Here is a 16,453-nt window from a genome sequence, read left to right as displayed (position 1 = left end):
GGGTCTGCTGCTGGCGGCAGCAGTGACGCTGCCGTATCAGATAGCTCCGGCATATGCGGTCTCGCCGCCACCGATCGACGAAAAATGGCTGCCCACTGCGGCATTGCCGGCGCCGTCACAGCGTACGGTGCAGCGGGAGGTGTGCGAAGTAGCCGCGCTGGGCGAGGTTGAGCAGCCAACCCAGTTCACCGGATTCGACCTGCCCCAGCTCTGGCAACTGACCCGCGGCGCTGGGCAGCGCGTCGCGGTCATCGATACCGGCGTCCGGCGGCACCCGCGCCTGAAGGATCTGGCGGCCGGCGGTGACTACGTGTCCCTCGGTGACGGCACCCAGGATTGTGACGCACACGGCACGCTGGTGGCCGGAATCATCGCTGCCACAACAGATAAGGCAGATACGTTCAGCGGCATCGCGCCCGATGTCACGCTGATCAGCATCCGACAGTCCAGTTCCAAGTTCGCTGCGGTCGGCGACCGGTCGCGGCAGGGCGTCGGCGACGTCCAGACCCTGGCGAAGGCCGTGCGGACCGCCGCCGACCTGGGCGCCTCGGTCATCAACATCTCGTCGGTCGCATGCGTGGCCGCCGCGGACAAGATCGACGACCGCGCACTGGGGGCGGCCCTGGCCTATGCGGTGGACGTCAAGAACGCGGTCGTTGTCGCGGCGGCAGGTAACAGCGGCGGACCGGCCCAGTGCCCACCGCAACCCCCCGGTGCCACCCGGGACACCGTGGCGGTGGTGGTCAGTCCGGCTTGGTACGACGAGTACGTATTGACGGTCGGCTCGGTGGACTCCCAGGGCGCGCCGTCGTCGTTCACCCTGGCCGGGCCCTGGGTCGATGTCGCGGCGACGGGCGAGGGCGTCACCTCGTTGAGTCCGGTCACCGACGGGCTGGTGAACAGCACCAACAACGCGCCGCTGTCGGGTACCAGCTATGCCGCGCCAGTGGTCAGCGGGGTGGCCGCGCTGATCCGGGCCCGGTTCCCGACGATGACCGCACGCCAGGTCATGCAACGCATCGAGTCGACGGCACATCATCCACCCGCCGGCTGGGATCCGCTGGTCGGTCACGGCACTGTCGACGCCCTGGCCGCGATGAGCACCGCCGCCATCCCACCGACCGCCGGCACGGCACTGACACACATCGACCTACCAGCTATCCAAACCCGGCAACCGTCGGACAGCCGTCCCCGCACCACCGCGTTCGGCGGCGCGGCGGCCTGTCTCCTGGCGGTGTTGGTGACGGTGGTGACCGGCCGGCTACGGCGCGCCCGTGCCGATGGTGTCACGCGCCACTGACGCCTGCTCTCTGCTCAGTTCCGGTCCGCCCGGCAGGGCCGCCAGCACCGGCCACGGCGCGGGTGAGGCGGTCGCCGGCAGCCCGAGGGCACGAGCGGCATCGTCATCGTGGATCGCAAACCGCACTCCGGTATCGGTCACCAGGTAGCGGGTGCCGTAGGCCGGCCCGCTCCCGCCGAGGACCTGCCCGACCGCGTACGCGGTGCGGCCGGGCGGAATCCGGACGGCGTCGACTGCGGGCCCGCGGCCGTCGGCCTGCGCCAGGCTGACCGCACGACCCGGCGGCAGCCCGCTGCCGGTCAGCACGGTGCTGTCGGCTGGACCCGAACGCGCAGGCTGCCATGTTGCGCACACCGTGGTGTCGCCGGAGAGGTGCGGTGTCTCGTCAGGAAAGCCGGCCACGGGCAGCGTGTGCACCAGCGGAGCCGCCCGGATCACATCGGGGGCCACCGCGATCACCCCCGCGGTGCCCTGCGAATCGCTGAATCGCAGCAGGTCCGCGGTGAAACGACCGATTCGCTGGACTCCCGCGTCGAGCACGACGTAATGCTCGTCACCCGAGGCGCGCGTGATCCGCAACACACTTCCCACCGCGAATCCCGGCAGCCAGGACCCGGCGGGCCCGCCCGCACGGCGGATCCGCGGGACGGCGATGGGCGGCACCTCCAGGATGGCATTGAGCAAAAGCGGTGAAACCCGGCGCGGAGCTTGGCCGGACAGTCCCGCAGCACGCAGCACCGCGGGGTCAGCCAGGTCCACCACCGCGCGACGTCCACGGTAGAGCAGATATACCGGCGAATCCGACCCAGCCGTCGCCAGCACGGCCCGGTCAGGTTCCAGGCGGCGCGGTGCCGATGCCGGTACCGGGCCGACCAACACCGTCGTAGTCGCAGCATCGTCACTGTCACAGACGGTCCAGACCGACTCGTCCGGCGACAGCGGCGGCGTCAACATCTGCGGCGCACCTGGAATACCCAGCAGCGCACCATGTTTGACAGCGATCAGGGCAGACTCCGGCACCGGCGTCGGATTGGCGTCGACTGCCGCGATCAACCGCGCCGAGGCCAGGTTCAGCACCGGATGCCAGGTGTCGCCGACCCGCACATACAACGCACCGGACGTCCTGCCCATCACGATTCGAGCGTCCCCGACGTCTACCTGCGGCCGTAGCAAAGCCAGACTTGCGCAAACCACAACCGCGACAACGGCCAGCGCGCAGCCACCCGCCAACGCAGCGGCCTGGGCGCGCGGCGGCCCGCCGACCAACCGCGGATCCCTGCCCAGCAACGCGCATTCGATGCGTCGCAGCAGGAATCGGTGGCCGCTGGCGTGCAGCCAGGTCGACGCTTGGGGCGGCACTTGATCTCCCGGAATGTTGCCGAATCGCCGTCTACGTTAGGTCGCGGACCGGTAGGCCTACGCCGTTCATCCACAGCCACGAGGGTTTTGCCCGACCCGGCTGCGGGTAAAATTTCGGCGTGCTTCAGCAATTCCTCCGCTCAGCCGGTCAGGCCGGAGTGGGCGTCGGCGCATTGATCGCCGCGACACTCGTCTCTCCTGCTGCGACGGTTCCGGTGGCCGCGGCGGCCGACTGCCCGGACGCCGAGGTGGTTTTCGCCAGGGGAACCAACGAGCCGGTCGGCATGGGCCGGGTGGGTGATGCGTTCGTGCAATCGTTGCGTCAGCAGACCAGCGGCCTGAACATCCGCACCTACGGCGTCAACTACGCCGCCAGCAAGTTGCAGCTACACGGCGGCGACGGCGCTAACGACGTGATTTCGCACGTTAAGTCGACGGCGTCGTCCTGCCCGAGCACCAAGATCGTGCTGGGTGGCTATTCGCAGGGCGCATCGGTGATGGACATCGTCGCCGGCGTGCCGATCGGTGGCATCAGTTGGGGCAGTGCGCTGCCGCCTGAGTACGCCGCCAACGTCGCGGCCGTGGTCACCTTCGGCGACGTCGCCGACCGGTCCGGTGGATCGTTGCCGACGCTGAGCCCGCTGCTGGGCGCCAAGGCCGTCGACTACTGCAACCCGATCGACCCGATCTGCCACGCCGGGGCCGGAAACGAGTGGACCGGGCACACCGAGGGCTATGTCCCGACCTACACGACCCTGGCTGCCTCCTTCGTGGCGAACAAGCTGATGGCGGGGACCACGCCGCACCTGCCCAGCCAGCTCCCGGGCAACAGCCCGTTGTTTCCCGCCTCCCCCGCACCGCTGGTGCCGGGATCACCGAGCACAGTCCCGTCGCCCGTACCGGTAGCACCTGCGCCCGGTTCTATCGTGAGTTCGCCCGGGACCGGCGTACAGGTCCACTGACCCTCTGCCGAAGTATCCGTAGCATCGGATCATGAGGCGTGTGTCGATCGGCCGGTTGGCCGTCGTTGTAGCTGTTGCACTGCTCCCGTTCGCGTCCGTGCTCGCCGCGACTCCTGCCGTGGCGGCAGGTTGTCCGGATGCCGAGGTCGTCTTCGCCCGGGGACGCGAAGAGCCGCCGGGGGTCGGTCAGATCGGCGATGCTCTCGTCAGTTCGCTACGTTCCAAGACGAGTAAGTCGATCGGTGTCTACGGGGTGAACTATCCCGCCAACATCAGCGTCGACAGCGGCGCCAACGACATGAGCGGTCACGTGCAGTCGATGGCCAAGAGTTGCCCCAACACCCGTGAGGTGCTCGGCGGTTATTCGCTGGGCGCGGAGGTGGCCGATGTCGCGACGTGCTGCCGGATGGCGCCGGGCATGGACCAGCACGTGGCGGCGGTCGCGTTGTTCGGCAACGGCACCCGGGGAATCGCCCCCGCCTACGCCGCCAAGACGATCGACCAGTGCGCGCCGGGCGACCCCATCTGCGGCAGAGGCACCAGCTGGCCGGCGCACCTGCAGCCCTCCTACCTCAGCTCCGGACTCATCGATCAGGCTGCCGCGTTTGTGGCCGGGAAACTCTAGCTGGACCGCAGATCGCGGGTGATCAGCGTCCGCGCCGCGAGTTGGTCGGCGGGTGGATAGTCCACCTGCACCAGGGTCAGGCCCTGTGGCGGTGCCGCCGCGAAATCGCTGGATCTACTTGTCGCAGTGAGCATTTCGACGCACCAGTCGGGATTTCGTCGGTGCTCGCCCACCGCCAGTAGCGCCCCCACCAATGAGCGCACCATCGACCAGCAGAAGGCGTCCGCGCTGACCCGCGCGGTGACCAGATCCCCAGCCCGCGTCCAGTCCAGCCGCTGCAGTTCCCGGATCGTCGTCGCGCCTTCGCGGCGCCGGCAGAATGCGGCAAAGTCGTGCAACCCCAACAGGCCTCGCGAGGCGACGGCCATCGCGTCGATGTCCAGATCGCGTGGCCAGGCGGTGATGAAACGCGCCTGCTGTGGCACCACACCGTAGACCGCCGTCGACAACCGGTAGACGTAGTGCCGCCGCAGCGCCGAGAACCGGGCATCGAAACCTGCCGGCGCACGGGCTATTTCGAGCACGCGTACGTCGGCGGACAGGAACCGGCCCAGCCGCCGCACCAATGCCCGGAACTCCGGGTCCCCGGACGGAGCGGTTCGCGAGTAGGCGTTGGGCACCGCGTCCGCAGGCACGTCCACATGGGCGACCTGCCCGACCGCGTGCACCCCGGCGTCGGTGCGCCCGGCAGCACGCAACCGCACCGGCGTGCGGAACACGGTCGTCAGCGCGTCGTCAAGGACGCCGGCGACCGTGCGCTGACCCGCCTGTGCCGCCCAGCCCGCGAAATCGGTTCCGTCATAGGCGATATCGAGCCTCAGACGGACGAGCCCACTAATTCTCGGGAGCCTCTTCGGATTCCTCGAGCCCGCCCTGCGGCGCCACGGCCGCGGTTTCGGGTGCGTCCTCGGTCTCCGCGGCAGCCTCATCGGCCGAGGAGTCCACTGCCTCCGGCTCCACCGCAGCCTGCGGTGCCGCGGCCGCCGCCTCGGGTGCCTCGGATTTCTTGGACGCCTTGACCCGGCGCGCCCGGTCGGCCTCCGAGGTCACCGTCTTCTCCCGCACCAGCTCGATCACAGCCATCGGTGCGTTGTCGCCCTTGCGCGGCTCGACCTTGATGATGCGGGTGTAACCGCCGTCGCGGTCGGAGAAGAACGGGCCGATCTCGGCGAACAGCGTGTGCACCACATCCTTGTCGCGGATCTTCTTCATCACCTCACGCCGATTGTGCAGCGTGCCTTTCTTGGCGTGGGTGACCAGCTTCTCCGCGTAGGGTCGCAGCGCCCGCGCCTTGGCCTCGGTGGTCTTGATCCGGCCGTGCTCGAACAACGACGTGGCCAGGTTGGCCAGAATCGCCTTCTGGTGCGAGGACGACCCGCCGAGGCGAGGACCCTTGGTGGGCTTGGGCATTGCGACTTCTCCTAGGTGGGGCCGGCCCCCGTATCAGGTAGGACCGGGACGAGATTGAGTTAGAGCTGTTCGGTTTCCGCGTAGTCCTGGTCGTCGTAGGCACCCTCGGTGGACCAGGTGCCGGTGGCGACGTCGTACCCGGCGACCTCGGACGGATCGAAGCTCGGCGGGCTGTCCTTGAGCGAGAGGCCCAGCTGGTGGAGCTTGACCTTCACCTCGTCGATGGACTTCTGACCGAAGTTGCGGATGTCGAGCAGGTCGGACTCGGTGCGCGAGACCAGTTCGCCGACGGTGTGCACGCCTTCGCGCTTGAGGCAGTTGTAGGACCGCACGGTCAGATCCAGATCGTCGATGGGCAGCGCGAACGACGCGATGTGGTCGGCCTCGGCCGGCGACGGCCCGATCTCGATGCCCTCGGCCTCGACGTTGAGTTCGCGTGCCAGACCGAACAGTTCGACCAGCGTCTTACCGGCCGAGGCCAGCGCGTCACGCGGGGTGATCGAGCTCTTGGTCTCCACGTCGAGGATCAGCTTGTCGAAGTCGGTGCGCTGCTCGACACGGGTGGCGTCCACCTTGTAGGTCACCTTGAGCACCGGTGAGTAGATGGAATCGACGGGGATACGGCCGATTTCGGCACCCGAGGCGCGGTTCTGCACGGCCGGCACGTAGCCGCGGCCGCGCTCGACGACGAGCTCGACCTCCAGCTTGCCCTTGTCGTTCAGGGTGGCGATGTGCATCGACGGGTTGTGCACGGTGACGCCGGCCGGCGGCACGATGTCGCCGGCAGTGACCTCACCCGGGCCCTGCTTGCGCAGGTACATGGTGACCGGCTCGTCCTCTTCGGACGAGACGACCAGGCTCTTGAGGTTCAGGATGATGTCGGTGACGTCTTCCTTGACTCCGGGCACGGTGGTGAACTCGTGCAGCACACCGTCGACGCGAATGCTGGTGACGGCCGCGCCGGGAATCGACGACAACAGCGTACGACGCAGCGAATTGCCAAGGGTGTAACCGAAACCCGGCTCCAGCGGTTCGATGACGAACTGGGACCGGCTGTCGGTGAGGATGTCCTCGGACAGGGTGGGGCGCTGAGAAATCAGCATGGTGTTTCTCTATCTCCTTCTCGGCACCCGCTATTTGATGCCGTTTGGGTTCCGTTCCGGCGGCCGCCGAACCAGAAGTCTCTCGCTACTTCGAGTAGTACTCGACGATCAGCTGCTCGGCGAGCGGGACGTCGATCTGCGCACGGTCGGGCAGCTGGTGGATCAGGATGCGCTGCCGCTCCCCCACCACCTGCAGCCAGCTCGGGATGGGCCGGTCGCCCGCGGTCTCCCGCGCGATCTGGAACGGCACCGTGTTCACCGACTGGTCCCGCACATCGATGATGTCGTACTGCGACACCCGATAGCTGGGCACGTCGACGCGTACACCGTTGACCGTGAAGTGGCCGTGGGTGACCAGCTGACGGGCCATCCGCCGGGTCCGGGCCAGCCCGGCGCGGTACACGACGTTGTCGAGCCGACTCTCCAGGATCTTCAGCAGTTCCTCACCGGTCTTGCCGGAATGCCGGGTCGCCTCTTCGTAGTAGCGGCGGAACTGCTTCTCCATCACGCCGTAGGTGAAGCGGGCCTTCTGCTTCTCCTGCAGCTGCTGACGGTATTCGCTCTCCTTGACCCGCGCGCGGCCGTGCTGGCCGGGCGGGTAGGGACGCTTCTCGTAGGACTGGTCGCCGCCGACGAGGTCGGTGCCCAACCGGCGCGACTTGCGCGTGATGGGTCCGGTGTAACGTGCCATGGTTTTCTAGACCCTTCTGCGCTTGGGCGGGCGGCAGCCGTTGTGCGGCTGGGGGGTGACGTCGGAGATCGCGCCTACCTCGAGGCCGGCGGCCTGCAACGACCGGATGGCGGTCTCGCGGCCCGATCCCGGGCCCTTCACGAAGACGTCGACCTTCTTGACGCCGTGCTCCTGGGCCTTGCGCGCGGCGTTCTCCGCGGCCAGCTGAGCGGCGAACGGAGTCGACTTACGCGACCCCTTGAAGCCGACGTGACCCGACGAGGCCCACGCGATCACATTGCCCTGCGGGTCGGTGATGGTCACGATCGTGTTGTTGAACGTGCTCTTGATGTGGGCGGCACCGTGCGGGATGTTCTTCTTTTCCCGACGACGGGTCTTCTGCCCCTTCTTCGGGCCTGCGGCTGCCTTCTTTGCTGGTGGCATTCGGGGTTACCTGGCCTTCTTCTTGCCGGCGATGGTGCGCTTGGGGCCTTTGCGGGTCCGCGCGTTGGTCTTGGTCCGCTGGCCGCGCACCGGTAGGCCGCGACGGTGCCGCAGGCCCTGGTAGCAACCGATCTCGATCTTGCGGCGAATGTCGGCCTGCACCTCGCGGCGCAGGTCACCCTCCACCTTCAGGTTGGCTTCGATGTAGTCGCGCAACTGGGTCAGCTGGTCGTCGGTGAGGTCTCGGGTGCGCAGGTCCTTGTCAATGCCGGTGGCAGCAAGGATCTCGTTCGAGCGGGTGCGACCCACACCGAAGATGTAGGTCAGCGCGATCTCCATGCGCTTGTCGCGCGGCAGATCGACGCCTACTAGTCGAGCCATAGGTGGCGTTTCCTCTTTCTCAGCGGAGGTCTTTTCCCAGTCCGTTCCCTGCCCAGAAGGTTCTGGGCGACGGGGTCCGGCCTCCGTCCGGACGTGTTGAACGGCCTATCCGCTCAGTGGAACTGGGAGGTCTGCATTCAGTTGTTGGGCCGAAGCCCTGACTAACCTTGTCTCTGCTTGTGGCGCGGGTCCTGGCAGATCACCATGACCCGTCCGTGCCGACGGATCACCCTGCACTTGTCACAGATCGGCTTGACGCTCGGGTTCACCTTCACGGCAGTCTCGGTCCTGTTCTTCCTCTGGGCTTGCTATTTAATGTCAGTGCGCTACTTGTACCGGTACACAATGCGGCCACGGGACAGGTCGTAGGGAGACAACTCCACCACCACCCGGTCCTCGGGCAGGATACGAATGTAGTGCTGCCGCATCTTGCCGCTGATGTGGGCGAGCACCTTGTGGCCGTTCTCCAGCTCGATGCGAAACATCGCATTCGGCAGGGGTTCGACCACGCGACCCTCGACCTCTATGGCACCGTCCTTCTTGGCCATTACGCTTTGACGATCCTCTACTTTTGGTTCCGTGCACCTGGTTGGGCGCAGCATTCGTCCGAACTGCAAAACGTGAACCGATGATGGAAATTCCCGGAAGAAATTTCAGATAGGGCACGCCAAGAGTCGGCACGGACGCCGCACCGTTGGTCCACGATACCCGCTTCGCCGCCCCCGACGCAAAACGCTGCAGATCAGCGCCTGAACCCGGAATAGGGCCGGTCAGCGCACAGGTTGGACCCGTCATGACGGATTCAGCTCAGAGCAAACCCGACCTGTCCCGATTCGGATCGTTCGGACGCGGCGTCACGCCGCAGCAAGCCAGGGAGATCGAAGCGTTGGGCTACGGCGCGGTCTGGGTGGGCGGCTCTCCGCCCGCCGAACTGGACTGGGTGGAACCGATCCTGGCGGCGACCAGCACCCTGCAGGTGGCCACCGGCATCGTCAACATCTGGACTGCGCCGGCCGGACCGGTTGCCGAATCGTTTCACCGGATCGACAAGGCCTACCCGGGCCGGTTCCTGCTGGGCATCGGTGTCGGCCATCCCGAGGCACACGCGCAATACCGCAAGCCGTACGACGCGCTGACCGAGTATCTGGATCAGCTCGACGAGCACGGCGTGCCTGCGCACCGCCGCGTGGTGGCCGCACTGGGTCCGCGGGTGCTCAAGCTTTCCGCGCAGCGCAGCGCCGGGGCACACCCGTACCTGACCACGCCCGAACACACCGCGCGGGCGCGCGAGCTGATCGGGCCGTCGGCGTTCTTGGCGCCCGAACACAAAGTCATCCTCACCACCGACGCCGAGAAAGCGCGAGCGGTGGGACGCAAGGCCCTCGAGATCTATCTCAATCTCGCCAACTACCTGAACAGCTGGAAGCGACTCGGTTTCACCGACGACGATGTCGCCAAGCCGGGCAGCGACCGGCTGGTGGACGCGGTGGTCGCGTACGGGACCACCGATGCGATCGCTGCCCGGCTGCGCGAGCACCTCGACGCCGGTGCCGACCACGTCCCCGTCCAGGTTCTGACCCGGAATGAGAACCTTGTGCCGGCCCTGGCCGAATTGGCCGGGGCGCTCGGGCTCGAACGGGTATAGGGGGCTAGATGACTGGCTCAGTTTCACTCAAACCTGATTTGGGGCGGTTCGGCGTATGGCTGGGCTCCCGGTCCCTGGACCCTGAGTTGGCGGCCCAGATCGAATCCCTCGGCTACGGCGGGGCGTGGATCGGCGCTTCCCCGGACGCCGACCTGGCCTGGGTCGAACCCGCGCTGGCCGAGACCAGTTCGCTGCAGCTGGCCACCGGGATCGTGAATGTGTGGACGGCGCCGGCCGCCGAGGTCGCGGCGTCCTATCAGCGCATCGAATCCGCCTATCCAGGTCGGTTCCTGCTCGGGGTCGGAGTGGGTCATCCCGAACACACCGAGCAGTACCAGAAGCCGTATGACGCGCTGGTGTCCTACCTCGACGCGCTGGACAATGCGCTGGTGCCGACGAGTCGCAGGGTGCTTGCGGCGCTCGGCCCGCGGGTGCTGGAACTGGCCGCCGCACGCAGCGCGGGTGCGCATCCGTACCTGACAACGCCTGAACACACCGGCAAGGCACGGCATCTGGTGGGCAACACCGTATTTCTGGCGCCGGAGCACAAGGTCGTCCTCACCACCGACGCGGCCGAGGCCCGCGCGGTGGGCCGCAAGTTCGTCGACTTCTACCTCGGCCTGAGCAACTACGTGAACAACTGGTTGCGGCTGGGCTTCACCGAGGACGACGTGCGCAAGCCTGGTAGCGACCGGCTGATCGACGCGCTGGTCGCCTACGGCACCCCCGACGCGATCGCGCGGCGCCTCAACGAGCACATCGACGCCGGTGCCGACCACGTCGCGGTCCAGGTCCTGGGTGCCTCGCGTCCCGAGCAGCTGATACCGGTCCTCGGCGAACTGGCTGGAGCGCTGAGCCTCACCCATTAGGGTTGGCCCCATGCGACTGCTGGTCACCGGAGGGGCGGGCTTCATCGGCGCGAACTTCGTGCACAGCACCGTGCGCGAACACCCCGAGGATTCGGTGACCGTCATCGACTCGCTGACCTACGCCGGCCGGCGGGAGTCGCTGGCCGACGTGGCCGACGCCATCAGATTCGTCGAAGGCGATATCTGCGATGCTGAGCTGGTCTCGTCGCTGGTGGCCGAATCCGACGCCGTCGTCCACTTCGCCGCCGAATCCCATGTGGACAACGCACTCGATGATCCGGAGCCGTTCCTGCACACGAACGTGATCGGCACGTTCACCATCCTGGAGGCGGTACGGCGCCACGGAGTCCGGTTGCACCACATCTCCACCGACGAGGTGTACGGCGACCTGGAACTGGGCGATCCCCAGCGGTTCACCGAATCCACGCCGTACAACCCGTCGAGCCCGTACTCGGCGACCAAGGCCGGCAGCGACATGCTGGTCCGGGCCTGGGTGCGGTCCTACGGCGTGCGCGCAACCCTGTCCAACTGCTCGAACAATTACGGTCCGTATCAGCACATCGAGAAGTTCATCCCCCGCCAGATCACCAACGTGCTTACCGGCCGTCGGTGCAAGCTCTACGGCGCGGGGGCCAACGTACGGGACTGGATACACGTCGAGGACCACAACAGCGCGGTGCGCAGCATCCTGGAGAAAGGTCAGATCGGCCGCACCTACCTGATCAGCTCAGAGGGTGAACGCGACAACCTGACGGTCCTGCGCACGGTGTTGCGCATGATGGGTCGCGACCCCGACGAATTCGACCACGTGACCGACCGCGTTGGCCACGATCTTCGGTACGCCATCGATCCGACGCTGCTCAACACCGAATTGTGTTGGGCGCCAAAGCACACCGATTTCGAAGAAGGACTGCAAGCCACCATCGACTGGTATCGGGCCAACGAATCGTGGTGGCGCCCGGTCAAAGATGCCGCCGAGGCCCGATACGCAGAGCGTGGTCAGTGACATGGAAGCGCGCGAACTGAAGATCCCTGGCGCCTGGGAGATCACCCCGAAAATCCATCCTGATTCCCGCGGGCTGTTCTTCGAATGGCTGACCGACCGCGGCTTCCGGGAATTCACCGGCCACAGTCTGGACATCAAGCAGGCCAACTGCTCGGTGTCGTCGGCGGGAGCTTTGCGGGGTCTGCACTTCGCCCAGCTGCCACCCAGCCAGGCCAAGTATGTGACCTGCTTGACCGGTGCCATCTTCGACGTGGTGGTCGATATCCGGATCGGTTCACCGACCTTCGGGCAGTGGGACGCCGTCCGCCTGGACTCCCGTGTGCACAACACGGTCTACATCTCCGAGGGTCTCGGCCACGGTTTCCTTGCCCTGGAAGACAATTCGACGGTGATGTATCTGTGTTCGGCGGAGTACAACCCGCAGCGAGAGCACACCATCCGCGCCACCGACCCCGTGCTGGCCATCGACTGGCCGCTGGTGGACGGCGCCGCTCCCAGCTTGTCCGACCGCGACGCGGTAGCCCCCAGCTTCGACGAGGTGCGCGAGTCCGGCTTGCTGCCCACCTGGGATGAGACGCAGCAATTCATCCGGGCTCTTGCCTAGGCGGCGTGCAGATCCAGCAACGAGTCGAGTCGGGGATAACCAGGTGGCCGCGGCGCCGTGGAGTGGTAGTGGGCTCCGGTGGGTGTGGTGTATTCGGCTGTGTGCCTCTGGTTTTCGCCGGTCGCCGTGGCCACGGTCCAACCGGCCGACTCTTTGACGTAGTTACAGTATTCGCACAGGCCCTGGCCGTTGTCGGCGGAGGTGGGGCCACCCCGCTGCCACGGCCGGACATGGTCACGGTGGCGGATGGGGGCGTTGCAGTAGGGGGTGCGGCAGGTTTGGTCGCGTAGCCCGATGAAGTGGGCCAGCCCGCGAGGGAAGGCGCGCGAGCGCGCCTCCATCGCGACCAGGGCGCCGGTCTGAGGTCGGACGTAGAGGCGGCGCAGGGTGGCCCGGGACCTGGTATCGGCCAGCGCGCTGTTGATGAGGTTGCGCGCCACCGCGGCCGGGATCGGCCCGTAGCCGTCGATCACGGCGGCGCTGGGTTCGTCCCCGAGCAACGCCTCATCGGAGATCGTCATGTTGACCGCGACCGGCGCCGGCACGTCGGCGGGCGTCCCGGTGACCCGCTCGAACAAGGTGTCGGCCATGACTTGGCCGCGGGAGCGCCCGTCGAACGTAGTGTCGGCGGCGCGGCGCAGTGCGGCGTAGACCCCGACCCCCTTCGCAACGGGCAGCAGGGCGCTGACCCACGTCATGGTGTCCGGCGCGGGCCGGATGGTCACAGTGCGCTCTTTCTCGGCCTTGGCGGCGCGATCGACGACCGCATGCGGATCGAGGCGGTAGGCGATGGCCCGGGCCGCCGCACTCACCCGCCTGTCGCCCATCCCCTGCAATTCCGTGGCGTCGGCGCACAATTCGCGGTCGAGCGTGCGGCGATCCTCGACATCCAGGCACGCCGATTCGCGCACAATCAAGGTGGCGCGCCATTCCGACAACACCCCGGCGTATAGCGCGGCCAGAGTGTGCGGCATCTCGTGGACCAGTGCGTTGGCGAAACCGAGGTGCTGGCCCCCACGGGCCGGCGAGTCGTGCCGGGCCAACGCGACCTCACCGGCCAGCCCGCGGCACTGCTTGCGGGTGGGCACCCCGGCCGCAGCTTCAGCCGCGCGCCGGGCAGTTATCAATTCAGCTGTTAGGCGTGCCTGTTCGGCGGCGGCCCGGCTTTTGAGCTGTTCCAGGGCGGTGATGCGCGCGATCAGATCGGCCTCGCCGGCACCGCCGCCCAGCGCGGACGCAGACATTGAATCGAACATATGTTCGAGCATACGCCCGCTACGGACTCCCCGCCAGCCGCCCATCTCCCGGGGTTTGCCAACGCTGAATCCGATTTACTAGGATATGCAAGTATCCACCATCCCTCTCCTGACAGGGACCACATGACCACACAGATTCCGCACTTCATCGACGGCCGGCGCACCGCCGGGCAGTCCACCCGCACCGCCGACGTGCTCAACCCGAGCACCGGCGAGGTCCAGGCGACACTGCCGCTGGCCTCCCAGGCCGATGTCGATGCCGCCGTCGCATCGGCCAAGGAGGCCCAAAAGGGTTGGGCCGCCTGGAATCCCCAGCGGCGTGCCCGCGTGCTGATGCGGTTCATCGACCTGGTGAATCAGAACATCGACGAGCTCGCCGAATTGCTGTCGCTCGAGCACGGCAAGACGGTCGCCGACGCCAAGGGTGACGTCCAGCGCGGTATCGAGGTGATCGAGTTCTGCATCGGCATCCCGCATCTGCTCAAGGGCGACTACACCGAAGGCGCCGGCCCCGGCATCGACGTGTACTCGCTACGCCAGCCGCTGGGTGTCGTCGCGGGCATCACCCCGTTCAACTTCCCGGCGATGATCCCGCTGTGGAAGGCCGGCCCGGCACTCGCATGCGGAAATGCGTTCGTGCTCAAGCCGAGTGAGCGCGACCCGTCGGTTCCGTTGCGACTGGCCGAGCTGTTCACCCAGGCCGGTCTGCCGCCCGGGGTCTTCCAGGTGGTGCACGGCGACAAAGAAGCTGTCGACGCCATCTTGCATCACCCGGACATCAAGGCGGTGGGTTTCGTCGGCAGTTCCGACATCGCGCACTACATCTATTCGACGGCCGCAGCCAACGGCAAGCGTTCACAATGCTTCGGTGGCGCGAAGAACCACATGATCGTCATGCCGGACGCCGACCTCGACCAGGTCGTCGATGCACTGATCGGCGCCGGTTACGGCAGCGCCGGCGAGCGGTGCATGGCGATCAGCGTAGCGGTCCCGGTCGGTGAGCAGACCGCAGACCGCCTGCGCGCCAGGCTGATTGAGCGGATCAACAACCTGCGCGTCGGACACAGTCTGGACCCCAAGGCCGACTACGGCCCGTTGGTCACCGAAGCCGCGCTGCACCGGGTGCGCGACTACATCAACCAGGGCGTGGAGGCCGGCGCCGAGCTTGTCATCGACGGCCGCGAGCGGGCCAGTGACGACCTGACTTTCGGCGACGCGAACCTCGAGGGCGGTTTTTTCATCGGCCCCACCCTGTTCGACCACGTCACCACCGACATGTCGATCTACACCGACGAGATCTTCGGCCCGGTGCTGTGCATCGTGCGCGCCCACGACTACGAAGAGGCCCTGCGGTTGCCCACCGAGCACGAGTACGGCAACGGGGTGGCCATCTTCACCCGTGACGGCGATTCCGCGCGCGACTTCACGTCGCGGGTGGAGGTGGGCATGGTCGGGGTCAATGTGCCGATCCCGGTTCCGGTGGCCTACCACACCTTCGGCGGCTGGAAGCGGTCCGGTTTTGGTGACCTCAACCAGCACGGGACCGCGTCGATCCAGTTCTACACCAAGGTGAAGACCGTGACGTCGCGCTGGCCGTCGGGCATTAAGGACGGCGCCGAATTCTCAATTCCCACAATGGATTAGCGGTAGCTCATGTTTACCCTTGATGACGAAGAGCGGGTTATCACCGAGACGGCAGCCGCGTTCGCCGACAAACGGCTGGCCCCCTTCGCCCTGGAATGGGATGCCACCAAGCATTTCCCGACTGACGTACTGCGCGATGCAGCCGAACTCGGCATGGCGGCGATCTACTGTCGCGACGACGTCGGCGGCAGCGGGTTGCGGCGCCTCGACGGAGTGCGCATCTTCGAACAAGTGGCGATCGCCGACCCGGTGACCGCTGCGTTCTTGTCGATCCACAACATGTGCGCGTGGATGATCGACCGTTACGGCACCGCGGAACAACGCAAGGCATGGGTGCCGCGCCTGGCGTCGATGGACGCCATCGCCAGCTACTGCCTGACCGAGCCCGGCGCCGGTTCCGATGCCAGCGCACTGAGCACCCGCGCAGTGAAACAAGGCTCGGACTACGTGCTCGACGGCGTCAAGCAATTCATCTCCGGCGCCGGCACCTCCGACGTGTACGTCGTCATGGCGCGCACCGGGAGCGAAGGCCCCCGCGGCATTTCGGCGTTCATCGTCGAAAAGGACGCTGCGGGGCTCAGTTTCGGTGCGATGGAACAGAAGATGGGCTGGAATTCTCAACCCACCGCCCAAGTTGTGCTCGACGGAGTGCGGGTGCCGGCCGATGCCATGCTGGGCGGCGCCGACGGCGAAGGCGCCGGCTTCGGCATCGCGATGAACGGCCTCAACGGTGGCAGGTTGAACATCGCGGCGTGCTCGCTGGGCGGCGCGCAGTCCGCATTCGACAAAGCGGGCGCCTATGTGCGCGACCGGCAGGCGTTCGGCTCGGCACTGCTCGACGAACCCACCATTCGGTTCACCCTCGCGGACATGGCGACCGGGCTCGAGACATCACGAATGATGTTGTGGCGGGCCGCAAGTGCGCTGGACGCCGACGCCGAGGACAAGGTGGAGCTGTGCGCGATGGCGAAGCTGTACGTCACCGACACCTGCTTCACGGTCGCCGATAAGGCATTGCAGCTGCACGGTGGCTACGGTTATCTGCGCGAGTATGGTCTGGAGAAGATCGTGCGCGATCTGCGGGTGCATCGAATCCTGGAGGGCACCAACGAGATCATGCGTGTGGTCGTCGGCCGGGCCGAAGCCGCACGTTTCCGGGCCAGCGCCTAGAAGGG

Annotated in this window: 19 protein-coding genes; 9 read left to right on the top strand and 10 right to left on the bottom strand. The window is 66.9% G+C overall.

Going from position 1 to position 16,453, the window contains the following annotated elements; all coding sequences use genetic code 11:
* Window positions 1–4 precede the first annotated feature (4 nt).
* The gene (gene mycP, locus AC5Y5Z_RS04510) at window positions 5–1,300 is read left to right on the top strand and encodes a type VII secretion-associated serine protease mycosin (protein ID WP_499923681.1); all 1,296 of its coding nucleotides are present in this window, start codon (window positions 5–7) and stop codon (window positions 1,298–1,300) included.
* On the opposite strand, the gene eccB is transcribed toward mycP, so the two are convergent.
* Complete coding sequence (gene eccB, locus AC5Y5Z_RS04505) at window positions 1,262–2,659, bottom strand: type VII secretion protein EccB (protein ID WP_499923627.1); 1,398 nt, start codon at window positions 2,657–2,659, stop codon at window positions 1,262–1,264. The genes mycP and eccB overlap by 39 nt on opposite strands.
* 119 nt (window positions 2,660–2,778) lie before the next feature.
* On the opposite strand from eccB, the gene AC5Y5Z_RS04500 reads away from it, so the two are divergent.
* Window positions 2,779–3,621 (top strand): cutinase family protein, encoded by an 843-nt coding sequence (locus AC5Y5Z_RS04500; RefSeq protein ID WP_463825880.1) that lies wholly within the window; start codon window positions 2,779–2,781, stop codon window positions 3,619–3,621.
* Between the two features lie 31 nt (window positions 3,622–3,652).
* A complete protein-coding gene (locus AC5Y5Z_RS04495; protein WP_499923625.1) occupies window positions 3,653–4,246 on the top strand; it encodes a cutinase family protein in 594 nt (197 codons plus the stop codon).
* Here the strand turns inward: AC5Y5Z_RS04495 and truA are convergent.
* The 8 genes from truA to infA form a co-directional block, all read right to left on the bottom strand.
* A complete protein-coding gene (truA, locus tag AC5Y5Z_RS04490; RefSeq protein ID WP_499923623.1) occupies window positions 4,243–5,175 on the bottom strand; it encodes a tRNA pseudouridine(38-40) synthase TruA in 933 nt (310 codons plus the stop codon). The two genes, AC5Y5Z_RS04495 and truA, sit on opposite strands and share 4 nt — an antisense overlap.
* Window positions 5,081–5,656, bottom strand: coding sequence for a 50S ribosomal protein L17 (gene rplQ, locus AC5Y5Z_RS04485; RefSeq protein WP_473139295.1), 576 nt, complete (start codon window positions 5,654–5,656; stop codon window positions 5,081–5,083). The genes truA and rplQ overlap by 95 nt, the downstream gene beginning before the upstream one ends.
* Window positions 5,657–5,715: 59 nt before the next feature.
* Window positions 5,716–6,759, bottom strand: coding sequence for a DNA-directed RNA polymerase subunit alpha (locus tag AC5Y5Z_RS04480; protein WP_499923618.1), 1,044 nt, complete (start codon window positions 6,757–6,759; stop codon window positions 5,716–5,718).
* 85 nt (window positions 6,760–6,844) lie between these two features.
* A complete protein-coding gene (gene rpsD / locus AC5Y5Z_RS04475) occupies window positions 6,845–7,450 on the bottom strand; it encodes a 30S ribosomal protein S4 (RefSeq protein ID WP_463825876.1) in 606 nt (201 codons plus the stop codon).
* Between the two features lie 6 nt (window positions 7,451–7,456).
* A complete protein-coding gene (gene rpsK / locus AC5Y5Z_RS04470; protein WP_463825875.1) occupies window positions 7,457–7,873 on the bottom strand; it encodes a 30S ribosomal protein S11 in 417 nt (138 codons plus the stop codon).
* A 6-nt stretch (window positions 7,874–7,879) separates the two neighbouring features.
* Window positions 7,880–8,254, bottom strand: coding sequence for a 30S ribosomal protein S13 (gene rpsM / locus AC5Y5Z_RS04465; protein WP_463825874.1), 375 nt, complete (start codon window positions 8,252–8,254; stop codon window positions 7,880–7,882).
* Between the two features lie 161 nt (window positions 8,255–8,415).
* Entirely contained in the window at window positions 8,416–8,529 is a 114-nt protein-coding gene (gene rpmJ / locus AC5Y5Z_RS04460; protein WP_003886927.1) for a 50S ribosomal protein L36, read from the bottom strand.
* 51 nt (window positions 8,530–8,580) lie between these two features.
* Entirely contained in the window at window positions 8,581–8,802 is a 222-nt protein-coding gene (infA, locus tag AC5Y5Z_RS04455; protein WP_003418601.1) for a translation initiation factor IF-1, read from the bottom strand.
* A 245-nt stretch (window positions 8,803–9,047) separates the two neighbouring features.
* Between infA and AC5Y5Z_RS04450 the strand changes: the two genes are divergently transcribed.
* From AC5Y5Z_RS04450 to AC5Y5Z_RS04435, 4 genes are read left to right on the top strand one after another with little or no spacing between them, the layout of a single operon-like run.
* A complete protein-coding gene (locus tag AC5Y5Z_RS04450) occupies window positions 9,048–9,899 on the top strand; it encodes an LLM class F420-dependent oxidoreductase (RefSeq protein WP_463825873.1) in 852 nt (283 codons plus the stop codon).
* Window positions 9,900–9,907: 8 nt separating this feature from the next.
* On the top strand, window positions 9,908–10,768 hold the full coding sequence (locus AC5Y5Z_RS04445) for an LLM class F420-dependent oxidoreductase (protein WP_499923611.1): 861 nt from the start codon (window positions 9,908–9,910) through the stop codon (window positions 10,766–10,768).
* 10 nt (window positions 10,769–10,778) lie between these two features.
* Window positions 10,779–11,774: a dTDP-glucose 4,6-dehydratase gene (rfbB, locus tag AC5Y5Z_RS04440; protein WP_499923609.1), complete on the top strand. Its 996-nt coding sequence runs from the start codon at window positions 10,779–10,781 to the stop codon at window positions 11,772–11,774.
* Window position 11,775: 1 nt separating this feature from the next.
* The gene (locus tag AC5Y5Z_RS04435; RefSeq protein ID WP_473139299.1) at window positions 11,776–12,378 is read left to right on the top strand and encodes a dTDP-4-dehydrorhamnose 3,5-epimerase family protein; all 603 of its coding nucleotides are present in this window, start codon (window positions 11,776–11,778) and stop codon (window positions 12,376–12,378) included.
* On the opposite strand, the gene AC5Y5Z_RS04430 is transcribed toward AC5Y5Z_RS04435, so the two are convergent.
* Window positions 12,375–13,634, bottom strand: coding sequence for an HNH endonuclease (locus tag AC5Y5Z_RS04430; protein WP_499923607.1), 1,260 nt, complete (start codon window positions 13,632–13,634; stop codon window positions 12,375–12,377). The genes AC5Y5Z_RS04435 and AC5Y5Z_RS04430 overlap by 4 nt on opposite strands.
* Window positions 13,635–13,757: 123 nt before the next feature.
* On the opposite strand from AC5Y5Z_RS04430, the gene AC5Y5Z_RS04425 reads away from it, so the two are divergent.
* Together AC5Y5Z_RS04425 and AC5Y5Z_RS04420 are read left to right on the top strand one after the other, a co-directional pair.
* Window positions 13,758–15,278, top strand: a complete 1,521-nt coding sequence (locus AC5Y5Z_RS04425) for a CoA-acylating methylmalonate-semialdehyde dehydrogenase (RefSeq protein WP_473139301.1) — start codon at window positions 13,758–13,760, stop codon at window positions 15,276–15,278.
* A 9-nt stretch (window positions 15,279–15,287) separates the two neighbouring features.
* Window positions 15,288–16,448, top strand: coding sequence for an acyl-CoA dehydrogenase family protein (locus AC5Y5Z_RS04420; RefSeq protein WP_499923603.1), 1,161 nt, complete (start codon window positions 15,288–15,290; stop codon window positions 16,446–16,448).
* Window positions 16,449–16,453: the final 5 nt, after the last annotated feature.

It is taken from the genome of Mycobacterium sp. NGS29, from assembly GCF_059812965.1.
Note: the sequence above shows the minus strand (reverse complement) of the source record. Positions and strands in the feature narration are given on the sequence as shown.

Excerpts from the sequence above, each read along its gene's own strand:
- AC5Y5Z_RS04495 (WP_499923625.1), top strand. The coding sequence starts at position 3,653 with ATGAGGCGTGTGTCGATCGGCCGGTTGGCCGTCGTTGTAGCTGTTGCA.
- truA (WP_499923623.1), bottom strand. The coding sequence starts at position 5,175 with ATGAGGCTGCCGCGGAGACCGAGGACGCACCCGAAACCGCGGCCGTGG.
- rplQ (WP_473139295.1), bottom strand. The coding sequence starts at position 5,656 with ATGCCCAAGCCCACCAAGGGTCCTCGCCTCGGCGGGTCGTCCTCGCAC.
- AC5Y5Z_RS04480 (WP_499923618.1), bottom strand. The coding sequence starts at position 6,759 with ATGCTGATTTCTCAGCGCCCCACCCTGTCCGAGGACATCCTCACCGAC.
- rpsD (WP_463825876.1), bottom strand. The coding sequence starts at position 7,450 with ATGGCACGTTACACCGGACCCATCACGCGCAAGTCGCGCCGGTTGGGC.
- rpsK (WP_463825875.1), bottom strand. The coding sequence starts at position 7,873 with ATGCCACCAGCAAAGAAGGCAGCCGCAGGCCCGAAGAAGGGGCAGAAG.
- rpsM (WP_463825874.1), bottom strand. The coding sequence starts at position 8,254 with ATGGCTCGACTAGTAGGCGTCGATCTGCCGCGCGACAAGCGCATGGAG.
- infA (WP_003418601.1), bottom strand. The coding sequence starts at position 8,802 with ATGGCCAAGAAGGACGGTGCCATAGAGGTCGAGGGTCGCGTGGTCGAA.
- AC5Y5Z_RS04450 (WP_463825873.1), top strand. The coding sequence starts at position 9,048 with ATGACGGATTCAGCTCAGAGCAAACCCGACCTGTCCCGATTCGGATCG.
- AC5Y5Z_RS04445 (WP_499923611.1), top strand. The coding sequence starts at position 9,908 with ATGACTGGCTCAGTTTCACTCAAACCTGATTTGGGGCGGTTCGGCGTA.
- rfbB (WP_499923609.1), top strand. The coding sequence starts at position 10,779 with ATGCGACTGCTGGTCACCGGAGGGGCGGGCTTCATCGGCGCGAACTTC.
- AC5Y5Z_RS04435 (WP_473139299.1), top strand. The coding sequence starts at position 11,776 with ATGGAAGCGCGCGAACTGAAGATCCCTGGCGCCTGGGAGATCACCCCG.
- AC5Y5Z_RS04430 (WP_499923607.1), bottom strand. The coding sequence starts at position 13,634 with ATGTTCGATTCAATGTCTGCGTCCGCGCTGGGCGGCGGTGCCGGCGAG.
- AC5Y5Z_RS04425 (WP_473139301.1), top strand. The coding sequence starts at position 13,758 with ATGACCACACAGATTCCGCACTTCATCGACGGCCGGCGCACCGCCGGG.
- AC5Y5Z_RS04420 (WP_499923603.1), top strand. The coding sequence starts at position 15,288 with ATGTTTACCCTTGATGACGAAGAGCGGGTTATCACCGAGACGGCAGCC.